This is a genomic window from Polyangium sp. 15x6 (assembly GCF_029960785.1).
Classification (GTDB): domain Bacteria; phylum Myxococcota_A; class Polyangia; order Polyangiales; family Polyangiaceae; genus Polyangium.
In genome coordinates, this window is record NZ_JASBQE010000053.1 from 55,122 (window position 1) to 69,937 (window position 14,816).

At 66.7% G+C, this 14,816-nt stretch carries 13 protein-coding genes; all 13 read left to right on the forward strand.

All coding sequences use genetic code 11. The annotated features are described in order from the left end of the window. The first annotated feature begins 87 nt into the window (after window positions 1-87). The 13 genes from QHF83_RS31945 (at window position 88) to QHF83_RS32005 (ending at window position 14,809) form a co-directional block, all read left to right on the forward strand. Window positions 88-942, forward strand: a complete 855-nt coding sequence (locus QHF83_RS31945; RefSeq protein ID WP_282421780.1) for a hypothetical protein — start codon at window positions 88-90, stop codon at window positions 940-942. A gap of 169 nt (window positions 943-1,111) precedes the next feature. Further along, window positions 1,112-2,545: an NADP-dependent phosphogluconate dehydrogenase gene (gene gndA / locus QHF83_RS31950; protein ID WP_282421781.1), complete on the forward strand. Its 1,434-nt coding sequence runs from the start codon at window positions 1,112-1,114 to the stop codon at window positions 2,543-2,545. A gap of 204 nt (window positions 2,546-2,749) precedes the next feature. Next, window positions 2,750-3,397 carry a cytochrome c3 family protein gene (locus tag QHF83_RS31955; RefSeq protein ID WP_282421782.1) on the forward strand — a complete coding sequence of 216 codons (648 nt, stop codon included), beginning with the start codon at window positions 2,750-2,752 and terminating at the stop codon, window positions 3,395-3,397. Window positions 3,398-3,407: 10 nt separating this feature from the next. Further along, entirely contained in the window at window positions 3,408-6,455 is a 3,048-nt protein-coding gene (locus tag QHF83_RS31960) for a TAT-variant-translocated molybdopterin oxidoreductase (RefSeq protein WP_282421783.1), read from the forward strand. A 1-nt stretch (window position 6,456) separates the two neighbouring features. Further along, the gene (gene nrfD, locus QHF83_RS31965; RefSeq protein ID WP_282421784.1) at window positions 6,457-7,806 is read left to right on the forward strand and encodes an NrfD/PsrC family molybdoenzyme membrane anchor subunit; all 1,350 of its coding nucleotides are present in this window, start codon (window positions 6,457-6,459) and stop codon (window positions 7,804-7,806) included. A gap of 1 nt (window position 7,807) precedes the next feature. Further along, a complete protein-coding gene (locus QHF83_RS31970; protein WP_282421785.1) occupies window positions 7,808-8,404 on the forward strand; it encodes a DUF3341 domain-containing protein in 597 nt (198 codons plus the stop codon). Further along, entirely contained in the window at window positions 8,401-9,009 is a 609-nt protein-coding gene (locus QHF83_RS31975) for a cytochrome c (RefSeq protein WP_282421786.1), read from the forward strand. Before QHF83_RS31970 ends, QHF83_RS31975 begins: the two co-directional genes overlap by 4 nt. Beyond that, a complete protein-coding gene (locus tag QHF83_RS31980) occupies window positions 9,006-10,187 on the forward strand; it encodes a hypothetical protein (RefSeq protein ID WP_282421787.1) in 1,182 nt (393 codons plus the stop codon). The genes QHF83_RS31975 and QHF83_RS31980 overlap by 4 nt, the downstream gene beginning before the upstream one ends. Window positions 10,188-10,189: 2 nt before the next feature. Beyond that, entirely contained in the window at window positions 10,190-10,570 is a 381-nt protein-coding gene (locus QHF83_RS31985; protein ID WP_282421788.1) for a hypothetical protein, read from the forward strand. Between the two features lie 58 nt (window positions 10,571-10,628). Beyond that, a complete protein-coding gene (locus tag QHF83_RS31990; protein WP_282421789.1) occupies window positions 10,629-11,447 on the forward strand; it encodes an SCO family protein in 819 nt (272 codons plus the stop codon). Next, window positions 11,444-12,535 carry a cytochrome c oxidase subunit II gene (coxB, locus tag QHF83_RS31995; protein ID WP_282421790.1) on the forward strand — a complete coding sequence of 364 codons (1,092 nt, stop codon included), beginning with the start codon at window positions 11,444-11,446 and terminating at the stop codon, window positions 12,533-12,535. The genes QHF83_RS31990 and coxB overlap by 4 nt, the downstream gene beginning before the upstream one ends. After that, the gene (locus tag QHF83_RS32000) at window positions 12,532-14,199 is read left to right on the forward strand and encodes a cbb3-type cytochrome c oxidase subunit I (RefSeq protein WP_282421791.1); all 1,668 of its coding nucleotides are present in this window, start codon (window positions 12,532-12,534) and stop codon (window positions 14,197-14,199) included. The genes coxB and QHF83_RS32000 overlap by 4 nt, the downstream gene beginning before the upstream one ends. Then, on the forward strand, window positions 14,177-14,809 hold the full coding sequence (locus tag QHF83_RS32005; protein ID WP_282421792.1) for a cytochrome c oxidase subunit 3: 633 nt from the start codon (window positions 14,177-14,179) through the stop codon (window positions 14,807-14,809). Before QHF83_RS32000 ends, QHF83_RS32005 begins: the two co-directional genes overlap by 23 nt. Window positions 14,810-14,816 lie beyond the last annotated feature (7 nt).

Consider the following 14,816-nt stretch of genomic DNA (forward strand, 5'->3'; position numbering starts at 1 on the left):
CCGGCTTTCCATCGCGCCCCTGGCGTGCTAGCCCCGAGTCGCCCGCGGGACCGGCCCATCGGCCTCGACCCTGGGCAGGAGACGAACATGAAACGTTTTGTGACTTCCTTGATCGTGCTGGCCTTCGCCGGCGCGGGTTCCCTCATCGGCTGCAGCGACGACTCGAACAATACGACCGGCGGACCCGGCGGCGGCGGCGGAAACGGCGGCGGCGGCGGAAACGGCGGCGGCGGCGACGTCCTCATCCCCATCGACGACATCGGCACCGGGACCGCCAAGCTGTACTGCGGGCTGGTCTACTCCTGTTGCACGATGGCCGAACAGGACAAGGCGTTCGAGGGCATTACCCCCAAGCCGCAGAACGAGGCCGAGTGCGCGCAGACCTTCAAGGGCATTTATGACATGCTCGTGCTCCCGCGCCTGAAGCAGGCCGTCGGGGCGGGCCGCATGGAATACGACGAATATCTCGCGGCGAGCTGTCTCACCAAGCTCGAGGGATCCTGCACCGTGATCAACGGCGATCCCTTCGAGTCCGACCCCGAATGCCAAAGCGTCTTCATTGGCAAGGTGGCCGACGGCGGCGATTGCAGTGGCGACGACGAGTGCGCGGGCGCCGACTCCGTGTGCATCGGTGATACCGATACGGAGCTCGGCAAGTGCCAGCCGCGGGGCGCGGCCGGGGCCGCGTGCGAGTTCGACGACGACTGCGCCACGAATTATTGCGACTTCCAGGCGAGCATGTGTGCCGCGCAGAAAGCGGTCGGCGAGGCGTGCATTGGCTTCAGTGAGTGCAAGGACTCGTATTGCGACTCCGTGACCAGCGTCTGCACGGCCAGGAAGGCCGACGGCGAGGCGTGCGTAACGCCCGACGAGTGCAGCGGCACGTGCGACTCGATGACGAGCACCTGCACCACGGCCGCGCCGGTCTGCGACGGGATGTGATGCCCGCGCGGCGGTAGCATTCCTCGGCCCTCCCCACCGCTCCTTCCCACATACCGCCCCCGCGGCCCGTCGCCTATCGCCTCAAAGCGTCGTCCTCCGCCGGAGACACCTCCCGGGCAACCTGCTAGAGTAGCGCCGTCCGGGAGGGAACCCGGCGTCGGAGGAGGACATGGAAGCGGCGCAAGCGAAGATCGGCCTCGTCGGCCTCGGGGTGATGGGAGAAAACCTCGCCCTCAACATCGAGCGGCATGGTTTTCCCATCGCCGTCTACAACCGCGAACCCCACAAGGTGGACCACCTGCTCGCGACGCGCGCGAAGGGCCTCCGTTTCTTCGGGGCGCACAGCCCGGCCGAGCTCGCGCGTGCCCTCGAACGTCCGCGCAAGATCATCCTGCTCGTGAAAGCGGGCCAGCCCGTCGATTGGACCGTCGACCAGATCCGTCCGTACCTCGAGCCGGGCGACATCATCATCGACGGCGGCAATTCCTGGTACGAGGACACCGAGCGCCGCCAGCGCGAGCTCGGCGCGTCGGGCATTCGTTTCCTCGGCTCGGGTGTCTCCGGCGGCGAGGAGGGCGCGCTCTGGGGCCCCTCGCTCATGCCCGGCGGCGAGCGCGCGGCATACGAGGAGATTCGCCCGATCTGGGAGGCCATTGCGGCGAAGGTCGACGACGGCCCGTGCGTCACGTACATCGGCCCCGGCGGGTCGGGCCATTTCGTCAAGATGGTCCACAACGGCATCGAATACGGCGACATGCAGCTCATCGCCGAGGCGTACGACATCCTCCATCGTGGCCTCGGCTTCTCCGCCGATCGCCTCGCCGAGGTCTTCGCGCGCTGGAACGAGGGCGTCCTCTCTTCGTTCTTGATCGAAATCACGGCCAAGATCTTCCGCGCCAAGGACCCCGAGACCGGCGCGCCGCTCGTCGACCTCATCCTGGACAAGGCGGGTCAGAAGGGCACGGGCCTCTGGACGTCCAAGGTCGCGCTCGACCTCGGCGTCGCCATTCCCACGATCGACGCCGCCATCATGGCGCGCCTCCTCTCGGGGAAGAAAAACGAGCGAATCGAGGCCGCAAAGGTCCTCGAAGGGCCTCGGCCCGGCGCGTTCCAGGGCGACGAGAACGAGATCGTCTCGGCCGTGCACGACGCCCTCTATGCCGCGAAGATCTGCTCCTACACGCAGGGCATGGCCCTCCTCCGCGCCGCCTCGGACACCTTCCACTGGGACCTGCCGCTCGGCGAGATCGCCCGCATCTGGAAGGGCGGGTGCATCATCCGCGCTCAGTTCCTCGACGGCATTCGCGAGGCCTACGCGAAGCGCGCCGACCTGCCGAGCCTGCTCCTCGACGACCGGTTCCGCGAGGCGATGGCGAAATCGCAGCCCGGCTTCCGCAAGGCCATCGCGTTCGCGCAGAGCCTCGGCATTCCTTGCCTCGCGTTCTCGTCGAGCCTCGCCTACTACGACAGCTATCGCTCGGCGCGCCTCCCGCAGAACCTCACCCAGGCCCAGCGCGATTACTTCGGCGCCCATACCTACGAGCGCGTCGACAAACCCGAGCTCGGCGCCGTGCACACCGACTGGCCCTCGCTCGTCGGCTGAGCGAAGTAGGGGCTTCCCCGCACCCGTCCGGTCGTCCCGCCGCTCGTTTTCGCTCCTCTCCGCTCGCCTGCCTGCCTGCTCGTTCTCACCATCGGCCGCTCGTTCGCCCGGGAAAGCAGCAACGCCGCCCCCCTGATTCCCATCGAATGCTGCTGGATGCGCCCGCGGCGCGCTCGCCGTGCGGACGTCCGAGAAGGCACGAGGATGGCGGCACTCTTTCGTCCCTGGACCAATACGGCCTTCCGGATCGCGCTCATCGGTATCGTGGGCGGCGCCTTCACGCTCGTGGCCGCTCCCATGATCTGGGTGCGCACGCCGAACTGGCGGAAGCAGCTCGATCAGGTCGACCAGCCCGTCGAGTTCGATCACCGGCATCACGTACAGGATGACGGTATCGATTGCCTCTATTGTCACAAGGAGGCGACGGTATCCGCCACGGCCGGGATCCCCTCGACCGACCTCTGCATGGGCTGCCACAACCAGATATGGAACAAGAGCCCCATGCTCGAGCCCGTCCGGCGGAGCTACTTCTCGGGTTTGCCCATCCCGTGGAATCGCGTCCACGACGTCCCCGATTTCGTCTACTTCAATCACGCGATCCACGTGAACAAGGGCGTCGGGTGCGTCAGCTGCCATGGGCGCGTCGACGAGATGGGCCGCGTCTACCAGTTCGCCGACCTGAGCATGAACTGGTGCCTCGGTTGCCACAGGCAGCCGGAGAAGTTCGTCCGGCCGCTCGACAGGGTCACCGACATGACCTGGAAGGCCGCGGATCAAAGCACCCTCGGGCCGTACCTGGTCCGCGAATACGGCGTTCGAAGCGTCACCAACTGCACCGCCTGCCACCGATAGGAGAGCACCTTTGGGCAACGACGTACGCGCGCTCTGGGAGAGGATCCTCGCAGGCAAGACGGGCCGCGATTACTGGCGCAGCCTCGCCGAGCTCGTGTCCGAGGGGTCGCCGCCGGAGGACAGGCAAAGGGAGTTTCCCGAGGGGGCGGACGAGCGTCCGGACGAACCCTCGCGCCGCAGCTTCTTGAAGCTCCTCGGCGCCAGCATGGCGCTCGCGGGCGTCACGGGCTGTGTCAAGGACCCCGTCGAGAAGATCCTGCCCTACACGATCCGTCCGCCCGAGGTCACGCCGGGTCTGTCCAAGTATTACGCGACGAGCATGATCCTCGACGGATTCGCGACGGGCCTGCTCGTCGAGAGCCGCGAAGGGCGACCGATCAAGATCGAGGGCAACCCAGAGCATCCGGCCAGCCTCGGCGCGGCGGGCGTCCTCGAGCAGGCGTCCATCCTCGGCCTTTACGATCCGTATCGCGCGCGGGCCATTCTGCAGAAGGGCGCGCTCGCGTCGTGGGATGCGCTCGCGACGGAGCTCGCACGTCCGCGCACCGATCGGGGCGCTGGGCTCCGCATTCTGATCGAGCCCACGGCCTCGCCGCTCCTCGCGAGCCTGCTCGGCCGGCTGCTCGCGGCGTATCCGGCCGCGCGCGTCACCGTGCATTCGGCGACCGAGACGGGCGCCGCCGCGCAAGGGGCCGCGCTCGCCTTTGGCCGCCCGCTCGTGCCGCAGCTCGACCTCCGGAACGCCTCGGTCATCGTCTCGCTCGATTCGGACTTCCTCGACGGGCAGGGCATGCATTTGCGGCACTCGCGTCATTTCGCCGAGCGCCGCCGCCCGGGCTGGCCGAACCCCACGATGAATCGGCTCTACGTCGTCGAGAGCATGCCGAGCTGCACGGGCACCGTCGCGGACCACAAATTGCGCAGACGATCGAGCGAGATCGGCACGTTCGCCGCAGCCCTCGCCGCCGAGATCCTCCTCGGCGGCAAGCCGCCTTCGGCCGTCTCGGCCGATATCATCATGGCGCTCCGCCCGTTCCTCGGCCGTGAAGAGCGCGCCCTCGTCGGCGCCATTGCGAGGGACCTCGTCCGCGCCGGCAAGGGCGGTCTCGTCGTCGTCGGCGACCGGCAACCCGCGCACGTCCACGCGCTCGGCGCGCTCGTGAACTCCGTCCTCGGCGCCTTCGGCTCCACGGTCTCCATGACCGATCCCCTTCTCTGGAATCCTGCCGCGGCAGGGCAGGACCTCGCGGCGCTCGTCGCCGAAATGCGCACCGGCGCGGTCGACACGCTCGTCATCCTGGGAGGAAACCCCGTCTACACCGCGCCGGGCGATATCGATTTCGCCGGGGCGCTCGGCAGCGTCCGCCAGAGTTTTTACCTTGGCCTCTACGCGGACGAGACCGGCGCGCGGACGACGTGGTTCGTCCCGGAGACACATTACCTCGAAGCCTGGGGTGACGGCCGCGCGGGGGACGGCACCGCGTCCGTCGTGCAGCCGCTCATCCGCCCGCTCTTCGGAGGCCGCACCGACGCGGAGATCCTCGCGGTCCTGCTCGGCGCCCCGTACCCGAGCGCGCACGCCCTCGTGCGCGAGCAATGGCGGACGATGCTCGGCGAGACCGGTTTCGAGGCGAAGTGGGAGGAGACCTTGCGCCGCGGCTTTTTGCCCGGCTCCGAGGCTCCGGTCGTCCGGGCCGATCTCGCGCCGCCCGGGATCGCCGCGGCACTCGCGACCCTCGCAGCCGCGCCCACCTCCGCGCCCGATCGGTACGAGCTCGGGTTTTACCGCGATTACAAGGTTCACGATGGCCGGTTCGCGAACAACCCGTGGCTCCAGGAGCTGCCCGATCCCACGACCAAGATCACCTGGGACAACGCGGCGCTCATGAGCATTCGCACGGCGAGCGAGCTCGGCGTCGCGAATGACGACCTCATCGAGATCACGCTGCCCGGGTTCGATAAGGCCGTGCCCGCGGTCACGACGAGCCCCCCGCCGGCCACGACCATCGTCTTGCCGGTATTCGTCATGGCGGGCCACGCCGATCGGGCCATTTCCTTGCGCCTCGGGTATGGCCGGGGGGCTGCATTGCCCGTCGCCGAGGGCGTCGGGAAAAACGTCCAGCCCCTCCGCCGGCAGGGCCGCTCGTTCCTCGACGGCGCGTCCGTGCGGCCTACGGGCGAGAAACACACCCTCGCGCAGACCCAGAAGCACTGGGAGCTTCACGACCGGCCGGTCGCTCTGGCCACGACGCTCGAAGCATACCGCGACAAACCAGAGTTCACACGCGGGCAGAAAGGCCCCGTGCTCTCGATCCTACCCACGGAGGATTTCAAGGGCGAGCAGTGGGCGATGAGCATCGACATGTCGATCTGCACGGGCTGCAGCGCGTGCGTCGTCGCCTGTCAGGCCGAGAACAACATCCCCGTCGTGGGCAGGGAGGGCGTCCTCCGGAGCCGCGAAATGCACTGGCTCCGCATCGACACCTATCACACGGGCGAGGTCGACACGCCGGACGTCGTGCATCAGCCGATGCTGTGCCAGCATTGCGAAAAGGCGCCGTGCGAGTACGTCTGCCCGGTGAACGCGACCGTCCACAGCCCCGACGGGCTCAACGAGATGGTCTACAACCGCTGCATCGGCACGCGGTTCTGCTCGAACAACTGCCCCTACAAGGTGCGGCGGTTCAACTGGTTCGACTGGATGGAGGAGAAGCCCGGATTCAACGGCGACATCCGTACGCTCCAGAAAAACCCCGACGTCACCGTCCGCGAGCGCGGCGTGATGGAGAAGTGCACGTTCTGCGTGCAGCGCATCCGGCGCGCCGAGATCGACGCGAGCATCGAGCGCCGCTCCATTCGCCCGGGTGAGGTCACGACGGCCTGCGCGGACGCGTGTCCGACGCGCGCCATCCGGTTCGGCTCGCTCGCGCACAAGGAGACCGACATGGTCCGCTGGCGCGAGGAGCCGCGCAGCTTCGGCGTCCTGCACGAGCTCGGCACGCATCCGCGCATTCGATACCTCGCCATGATCAAGAATCCGAACCCGGAGGTGGGTTGAAATGGCCACGGAGCCGGTCTTCATCGGGCGCCCCACGGACGCCGAGCTCTCCGACCAGCTCCTCTCGACCGCCTGGCGGCCGTGGAGAAGGCTCGGGAAAATCGGCTTCCTGGTCGCCATCATCGGCACGTTGTCCCTCTTCAGCGGGATCACGTTCACCGTGATGCGCGGCATCGGCGTGTGGGGCAACAACATCCCGGTCGGCTGGGCATTCGACATCATCAACTTCGTCTGGTGGGTCGGTATCGGCCACGCCGGCACCTTCATCTCCGCCGTGCTCCTGCTCTTCGAGCAGAAATGGCGCACGAGCATCAACCGCTTCGCCGAGGCGATGACGCTTTTCGCCATCCTCCAGGCCGCGCTGTTCCCGGTCCTCCATCTCGGGCGACCGTGGTTCGCCTACTGGATTTTCCCGTACCCATCCACGATGGGCGTCTGGCCGCAATTCAAGAGCGCGCTCCCCTGGGACGCCGCGGCCATCTCGACCTATTTCACGGTCTCGCTCGTCTTCTGGTACACGGGCCTGATCCCGGACCTCGCGACCATGCGGGATCGCGCGCCGACCCGGGCGAAGCGATTCATTTACGGCATCTTCGCGCTCGGGTTCACCGGCGCGTCGAGCTCCTACCGCCATTACCGCGTCGTTTATGGCCTGCTCGCGGGCCTCTCGACGCCGCTCGTGCTCTCCGTGCACTCGATCGTGAGCTCGGACTTCGCGATCACGCTCGTGCCCGGCTGGCACTCCACCATCTTCCCGCCGTTCTTCGTCGCCGGCGCGATCTTCTCGGGGTTTGCCATGGTGCTCACCCTGGTGATCCCGGTGCGCAGCCTGTTCCGGCTGGAGAACGTCATCACGAAGAGGCACCTCGACAACCTCGCCAAGATGGTCCTCGTGACGAGCTGGGTCGTCACGTATTCGTACATCCTCGAATTTTTCATGGCATGGTACAGCGGCGACGAATACGAGATCTACCAGTTCTTCGAGGCACGCCCGTTCGGGCCCTGGGCCTGGATCTTCTGGATGATGATGATCTGCAATTCGGTCATCCCGCAGGTCTTCTGGTCGAAGAAGGCGCGGAATAGCCTCGCCGTGCTCTGGTTCGTCTCGCTGCTCGTCAACGTCGGCATGTGGGCCGAGCGCTTCGTGATCATCGTCATGGGCCTGCAGCGCGATTACCTGCCCTCGGCCTGGGACGTGTACGTCCCGACGTACGTCGACTGGATGATTTTCCTCGGCACGATGGGCTTCTTCCTGCTGCTCTTCCTGCTCTTCTTGCGGTTCGTCCCGTTCGTTCCGCTCGCCGAGGTGAAGGAGCTCAAGCACGAGCTCTCGCACGAGGAGGGACACTGAAATGCGGAGGACGCAGCAAAGCGGGATCGTGGGCGCGTTCGACACGCCCGAGGCGATCATCCGGGCGGCCCACGAGCTCCGCAAATCCGGGTATCGCAGGCTCGAAGGGTACACGCCCTATCCCCTCCTCGATCTCGAACGGGCCATCGGGCGCGGGCGCTCCCGCATCGGGTTCGTGGTGTTTCCGTTCGCCATCGCGGCGGCCGCCGGCGCCTACCTCGTGCAATGGTGGACGAACGGTGTCGATTACCCCCTGAACGCTGGCGGCAGACCCGCGCACGCGCCGCCCGCGTTCGTCCCGGCCACGTTCGAGATGGCCGTGCTCTTCTCCGCGCTCTCGGCCTGTGTCATCCTCGCCATTTGGTCCGGCTTGCCGGCCCTGTGGCAGCCGATCTTCGAGGTGCCGGGCTTCGAGCAGGCCAGCGTCGACAAGTTTTTCCTGGCCATCTCCGACCGCGATCCCGCCTTCGATCGCGAGGCGACTGCGCGCAAGCTCACGGAGCTCGGCGCGAGCCGCGTGGAGCCGCTCGGGGTGCATCCGGCGACCGACGCCGAGCTCGACGAACGGCTCGAGCGAAGGGAGGGGGAGGAGTCGTGAAGCCCATCGTTGCCCTCCCGCTCGTCCTCGCCGCGTGCCCGCTGCTCGCGAGCTGCGAGAATTCGGGCCCCGAGCGTGATTTCGAGCGCATGGTGAACCAGGCGCATTTCGAGTATTACGAGGAGGCCCCGTTCTTCGAGGATCGCCGCGTCATGCGCGATCCTCCCGAGGGCACCGTCCCGCGCGAGCGTTTCGTTGGGCCGCCCGAGGTGACGAACGGAATGGTGGACGGAGCGTTCGTCGAGGCCATTCCGGTCCCGCTCTCGCGGCCGATGCTGGACGACGGCCGGAAGCGCTACGAAATCTTCTGCGCGCCCTGCCACGGCGTGGGCGGCGATGGCGTGAGCGTCGTCGCGCACAACATGGAGCTGCGCAAGCCCCCGAGCCTCGTCGCGGCGCCCGTCCTCGATTATCCCGCGGGGCGCGTCTACCAGGCCATTGCTCAGGGCTACGGGCTCATGCCCACCTATGGTCAGGAGCTCGGCGTCGAGGAGCGCTGGTCCGTCGTCGCCTACGTGCGCGCGCTCCAGCTTCGTACGAACGGCGTCGCCGTCGACACCTTGCCCGAGCCCGTCCGCGCGCGGATGCAGAAGGAGCTTCGATGAACACCGAACCCAGCATTTTCACCGGAGGAGGTCGGCTCGTCGTCGGAGGCTTCCTCGCGTTCGTCGTCGGCGCGATCGCGCTCGTCGTCGGCGGCGTCGCCCACGGTCGAGACGCATTCTACGCCTACCTCTCGGCCTATGCGTGGCTCGTCTCCCTGCTCGTCGGCGGGCTCATCTTCCTGATGATCGTCCACGCGATGGATGCGAAATGGCCCGTCGCCCTCCGCCGCGTCGTCGAGGGCGTCACGGGCGTCCTGCCGCTCGCGGTGATCGGATTCATTCCCATCGCCGTCGGCGTCACCACGATCTATCCCTGGACGTCGCCGTCCGCGATCCACGATCACGAAGTCCAGCATCTCGTCGAGCACAAGCTGCCGTACCTGAACACGTCCTCGTTCTTCGTGCGCGCGTTCCTGTATTTCGGCGTCTGGCTCGGTATCTCGTATTTCCTCCGGCGCTGGTCGCTGCGCGGGGACTGGGCCCCGGCGGCCACGGACAAACCGAGGTTCCGCGCGCTCTCGGCGCTCGGGCTGCCTCCGGTCGCGCTCGCATTCACGTTCGCGGGCGTCGACTGGCTCATGTCGCTCACCCCCGCCTGGTATTCGACCATGTTCGGGGTGTACTGGTTCGCCGGAGGCTTCCTCGGCGCGCTCGCGCTCCTCGTGCTCGCGACCTACGGCCTGCAGCGCGCGGGCATGCTGACGCGGGTCGGTAGCTCCCATTATTATGCGCTCGGCCGGCTCCTGCTCGCGTTCACGATCTTCTGGGCGTACATCGCGTACTTCCAGTTCTTCTTGATCTGGATCACGAACAAGCCTCACGAGGCGTCATTTTATGCGCCCCGCATGAGGGAGTTCGCCCCCCTCAGCATTCTCGTCGCGGCCGGCCGCTTCGTCATTCCGTTCTTCGCGCTCTTGCCCTATCGGGTCAAGCAGCAGCCGTCCACGCTCGCGCCGATCGCGCTCTGGATCCTCGTCATGCACTGGGTCGACATGGAGTGGCTCGTCATGCCTTCCGTGCGCCCCGAGGGGCCCATCGTGCACTGGCTCGACGTCGCCGCGCTCGTCTGCGTCGGCGGGGCCGCTCTCGCGTTCGGCACGTTCCGCCTGCGGGGCCGCCCAATCGTCCCGAAAAACGACCCCTCCCTCGAGACCGCATTCCGGTACGGGAGCGTTTGACCATGAGCCATCCCGAGCACGAAAAGCGCCACGGAATCGTCCGGCAGGAGGAGGACGTCCTCCCGCCGCGCCTGATCATGTACGCTGTCCTCGGTTCCATCGCGTTCGCCCTCGTGCTCACGGGGGTCTCCTATGGCATTCAACGATATCGCGAGGCCGAGCTCCGGCCCTCGGGGGTCTATCCCGAGGAGCACCTCGGCCCCATCCAGGAGCGCTCGAACGTCCACGAGGAGCTCTTCTCGAACCTCGGGCGGGGGCAGATCGTTCACCTCACGAAACGTCAATCGATCGAGCGATTCGAATGGGTGGGCGAGGATCGCAGCAAGGTGCGGGTCCCGATTGACGTGGCCATGGATCTCGTCGTGAGCGGCGCGGGCCGGTAGCGGCATCAAAGGAGCGCCGCGCCCTCCGGGGCGTGGGCGTTATCAGGGGGAGCTCTTGGTGAGACGAATCGGCTGGGCCATGGCCCTCTCCATGATGCTCGCGGGCGCGCCGGTCGCCGCCGCGGAGGAGACGCGCGCGCTCCCCATGGCGGCAAGGCAGGCGGACGTCGACGAGCGCCTCGGCGGCTACGTCCCGCGCGATATCGTCTTGCGCGGCGAGCGCGGCGAAGAGGTGAAGACGGGCGAGCTCCTCGCGGGCGACGTCCCCGTGCTCCTCGTGCTCGCGTATTACCGCTGCCCGATGCTCTGCCCGCTCTTGCTCACGGGCGTTTCGAAGGGCCTCGCGGAGGCAGGGTATACGCCCGGCGAGGATTACCGGCTCGTCACGGTCAGCATCGATCCGGAGGATACCCCTACCGACGCGGCGAAGCGCAGGGACGCGCTCGCCGAGAAGCTCGGCGCGAAGCCTGGGAGCTTGCGGTTCCTCGTGGGGACGGCCGAGGCGTCGCGCGCCGTGGCGGACGCCGTGGGGTTCCGTTATGGCTATGATTCCTCGACCGAGCAATATGCGCACCCGGCGGTCGTCACGGTGCTCGCGCCGGACGGGCGCATCTCGCGGTACCTCTACGGGCTCGAGCCCTCCGCGTGGGATCTGCGGCTCGCCCTCGTCGAGGCCGCGGCGGGCAAGGTCGGCACGATCGTCGATCGCGTGCTCGTCACATGTTATCGCTACGACCCGGCGACGCGAAGGTACGGGCCGTACATCACCGGGTTTCTCCGCATTGGATCGCTCCTGATTCTGTGCACGGTCGGAACGACCCTGGGCATGTTGTGGCGCCGGGATCGGCGCCGGGGACGAGGGGGGGAACCCCGATGAACGAGCTGCTCCGTAGGATCCTGTTTTTGCCGCGGCAGGCGTCCACCATCGCCGAGGAGATCGACAAGCTCCATTATTTCGTCATCATCATCACGATGGGGGGCGCCTTGCTGGTGACCCTCATCGGCGGGTGGTTTTTGTTCCGTTATCGTCGCACGGCCGTCCAGAAGGACCCGTCGCGCCGCATGCCCGAGGCGACGCCGGCCATCTGGCTCGAAGCCGTGGTCGTGGTCGGCCTCTTCGGCATGTTCATCCTGTGGTGGGTGATCGGATTCTGGCAATTCATGGCCATCCGCGTCCCGCCGGAGAACGCGCTCGAGATCTACGTCACGGGCAAGCAATGGATGTGGAAATTCGCGTATCCGCAGGGCGCGAACTCCATCGCGACGCTGTACGTCCCCGCCGGGCGGCCCGTCAAGCTGATCCTCACCTCGCGCGACGTCATTCACAGCTTCTTCGTACCGGATTTCCGGCTGAAGCAGGACGTGCTTCCGGGGCGTCTCACGACGCTCTGGTTCGAGGCGAAGGAGCCGGGCCGGCACGACATCCTGTGCACGGAGTATTGCGGCGTCAGCCACTCGACCATGCGCGGCGAGGTCATCGCGCTCGCGCCCGAGGAATACGAGCGCTGGCTGCAAGGCAAATCGCCGGCGCCGGCCGTGGCGGGCCCGGTCGACCTGCGCCCGTCCTCCGTCACGGATTACGCGCCGCCGGAGCTCGTGAGCATGGTTCGTCAGGGCGAACGCGCCGCGGCCGAGCACGGCTGTTTGCGATGCCATACCCTCGACGGCACGCCGCACCTCGGTCCGACGTGGGCGGGCCTCTACGGCACGACGATCCGGCTCGAGGACGGCGGCAGCGTGAAGGTCGACGAGGCGTACATCACGGAGTCGATGATGGATCCGCTCGCGCGCATTCACGCGGGGTATCAGCGCATCATGCCGAGCTACCTCGGCCAGATTCGCCCGGCCGAGACGAGCGCCATCATCGAGCTCATGAAGAGCCTGCGTGACGTGCGCCCGAAGCCCGGCGCGCAGGCGCCCTGGGGCACGGTCACCGTTCCGGAGACGCGGGAGGGGGGGCAATGAGCCAAGCGACCATCGACGCCGATGCCAAACCGGAATCGCTCGGCGTCGGCGCGGACCATCCGGATTATCTGCGCGCGGACAGCGGCCTGCGCTCGTGGCTCCTCACGAAGGACCACAAGCGCATTGCCCTGATGTTCTACGTGGGCGTGATCCTCTTCCTGGGGCTCGGCGGCGTCTTCGCCCTCGTGCTCCGCACGGAGCTGCTCACGCCCGAGCAGACGTTCATCGACGCGAATACGTACAACCAGATGTTCACGCTCCATGGCATCACCATGGTCTGGTTGTTCATGATCCCGGCCATTCCGACGGTCTTCGGCAATTTCGTCCTGCCGATCATGCTCGGGGCCAAGGATCTCGCGTTCCCACGCATCAACCTCGCGAGCTTCTACGTCTACGTCCTCAGCGCGATCATCCTGCTCGGGGCCATGCTCGCGGGCGGCGCGGACACCGGCTGGACGTTTTACGTGCCGTACAGCACGACGTCGCCGACGGCCGTCACCTGGATGGGTATCGGCATTTTCGTGAACGGCATCTCGTCGATCATGACGTCGGTCAATTTCATCGTCACGACGCACACGATGCGCGCGAAGGGCATGAGCTGGCACCGGATGCCGCTCTTCGTGTGGGCCTCGTATGCGACGAGCATCATCATCCTGTTCGCGACGCCCGTACTCGGGATGTCGCTCGTCCTGATCGCGCTCGATCACGCGCTCGGCCTCACGCTCTTCAATCCTCGTTACGGCGGCGACCCGGTGCTCTTCCAGCACCTCTTCTGGTTCTATTCGCACCCGGCCGTGTACATCATGATCCTCCCTGCGTTCGGGGTGATCAGCGAGGTCGTCTGCTCCTTCTCGCACAACAAGCCGGCGAGCTACCGCGCCATCGCATACTCGTCGCTCGGCATCGCGTTCATCGGGTTCTTCACCTGGGGCCACCACATGTTCGTGGCGGGCCTCAGCGAGTTCGACGCGGGCGTCTTCGGCGCGCTCTCGATGTTCGTCGGGATCTTCTCGGCGATCAAGGTATTCACCTGGGTCGCGACGCTCCGCGGAGGCTCGATCAGCTTCGCCACGCCGATGCTGTATTTCCTGTGGTTCCTGTTCCTGTTCGTCTTCGGCGGGATGACGGGCGTGGCCGTGGCGACGCAATCGCTCGACGTGCACTGGCACGACACGTATTTCGTCGTCGCCCACTTCCACTTCATCATGGTCGGCGGGACGCTGACGTCGTTCCTCGCCGGGGCGCATTACTGGTTCCCCAAGATGTTCGGCAGGCTCTACGACGAGCGTGTCGGCCTGTTGACCTCGGTCGCCGTGTTCATCGGATTCGTGTTCACGTTCCTGCCCCAGTTCCTCCTCGGGAACGGCGGCATGCCACGGCGGTATTTCACGTATCCCGAGCGATACCAGTGGCTCAACGTGCTCTCGACGGGCGGCGCCTGGCTGCTCGGGGCGGGGCTCATCCTCGCGCTCGGCAACCTCCTCGTCGCGCTGAAATGGGGCAAGCGCGCCGGGCCGAACCCCTGGGGATCGCGCAGCTTCGAGTGGATCACCGCGTCCCCGCCGTCGAAGCACAACTTCGAGGAGACGCCCGAGATCGAGCGCTCGGCCTACGAATACACGCTCTCCGAGGAGGTGGCCCGTGAGCGCGCAAAGGCTCGTTGAGCAATTCGAGACCCTCGAGAAGCAAGACCACGCCGCGCGGCTCGCGATGTGGATGTTCCTGGGCAGCGAGACGCTGCTCTTCGGGGCTCTCTTCGCGTCCTACGGGTATTACCGCGGGATGTACCCGTCCGGGTTCGTTCAGGCGCTCCACCACAACAGCGTGGCGCTCGGAACGACGAACACGGTCGTGCTCATCACGTCGAGCTTCACGGTGGCCCTCGGAGTCCATTTCATTCGCGAGAACAAGGCCCGCCTCGCCGCCGGGCTCCTCGCCTTGTCGACCGCGTTCGGCGCCGTCTTCCTCGTGGTCAAGGGCTTCGAGTACGCCCACCACATTCACGAGAACGCGCTCCCCGCCGGGATGTACTCGTTCGTGGATCAACCGCCGGCCGGCGTGGTCCTCGGGTATACGCTCTACTGGTTCATGACGGCCCTGCACGGCCTGCACGTGATCGCCGGCATGATCATGCTCGCCGTGGTCGCCGTGCTCTGCTGGAAGGGGAGATACGGCACCCATCGCTACGTCGCCGTCGAGAACGTCGGTCTGTACTGGCACCTCGTCGACGTCGTCTGGATTTTCCTCTGGCCCCTCTTCTACCTCACGGATTGAGAGGCGA

Bases quoted from the DNA above. Each gene is read 5' to 3' on its own strand.
- QHF83_RS31945 (WP_282421780.1), top strand. From the start codon at position 88: ATGAAACGTTTTGTGACTTCCTTGATCGTGCTGGCCTTCGCCGGCGCG.
- gndA (WP_282421781.1), top strand. From the start codon at position 1,112: ATGGAAGCGGCGCAAGCGAAGATCGGCCTCGTCGGCCTCGGGGTGATG.
- QHF83_RS31955 (WP_282421782.1), top strand. From the start codon at position 2,750: ATGGCGGCACTCTTTCGTCCCTGGACCAATACGGCCTTCCGGATCGCG.
- nrfD (WP_282421784.1), top strand. From the start codon at position 6,457: ATGGCCACGGAGCCGGTCTTCATCGGGCGCCCCACGGACGCCGAGCTC.
- QHF83_RS31970 (WP_282421785.1), top strand. From the start codon at position 7,808: ATGCGGAGGACGCAGCAAAGCGGGATCGTGGGCGCGTTCGACACGCCC.
- QHF83_RS31980 (WP_282421787.1), top strand. From the start codon at position 9,006: ATGAACACCGAACCCAGCATTTTCACCGGAGGAGGTCGGCTCGTCGTC.
- QHF83_RS31985 (WP_282421788.1), top strand. From the start codon at position 10,190: ATGAGCCATCCCGAGCACGAAAAGCGCCACGGAATCGTCCGGCAGGAG.
- coxB (WP_282421790.1), top strand. From the start codon at position 11,444: ATGAACGAGCTGCTCCGTAGGATCCTGTTTTTGCCGCGGCAGGCGTCC.
- QHF83_RS32000 (WP_282421791.1), top strand. From the start codon at position 12,532: ATGAGCCAAGCGACCATCGACGCCGATGCCAAACCGGAATCGCTCGGC.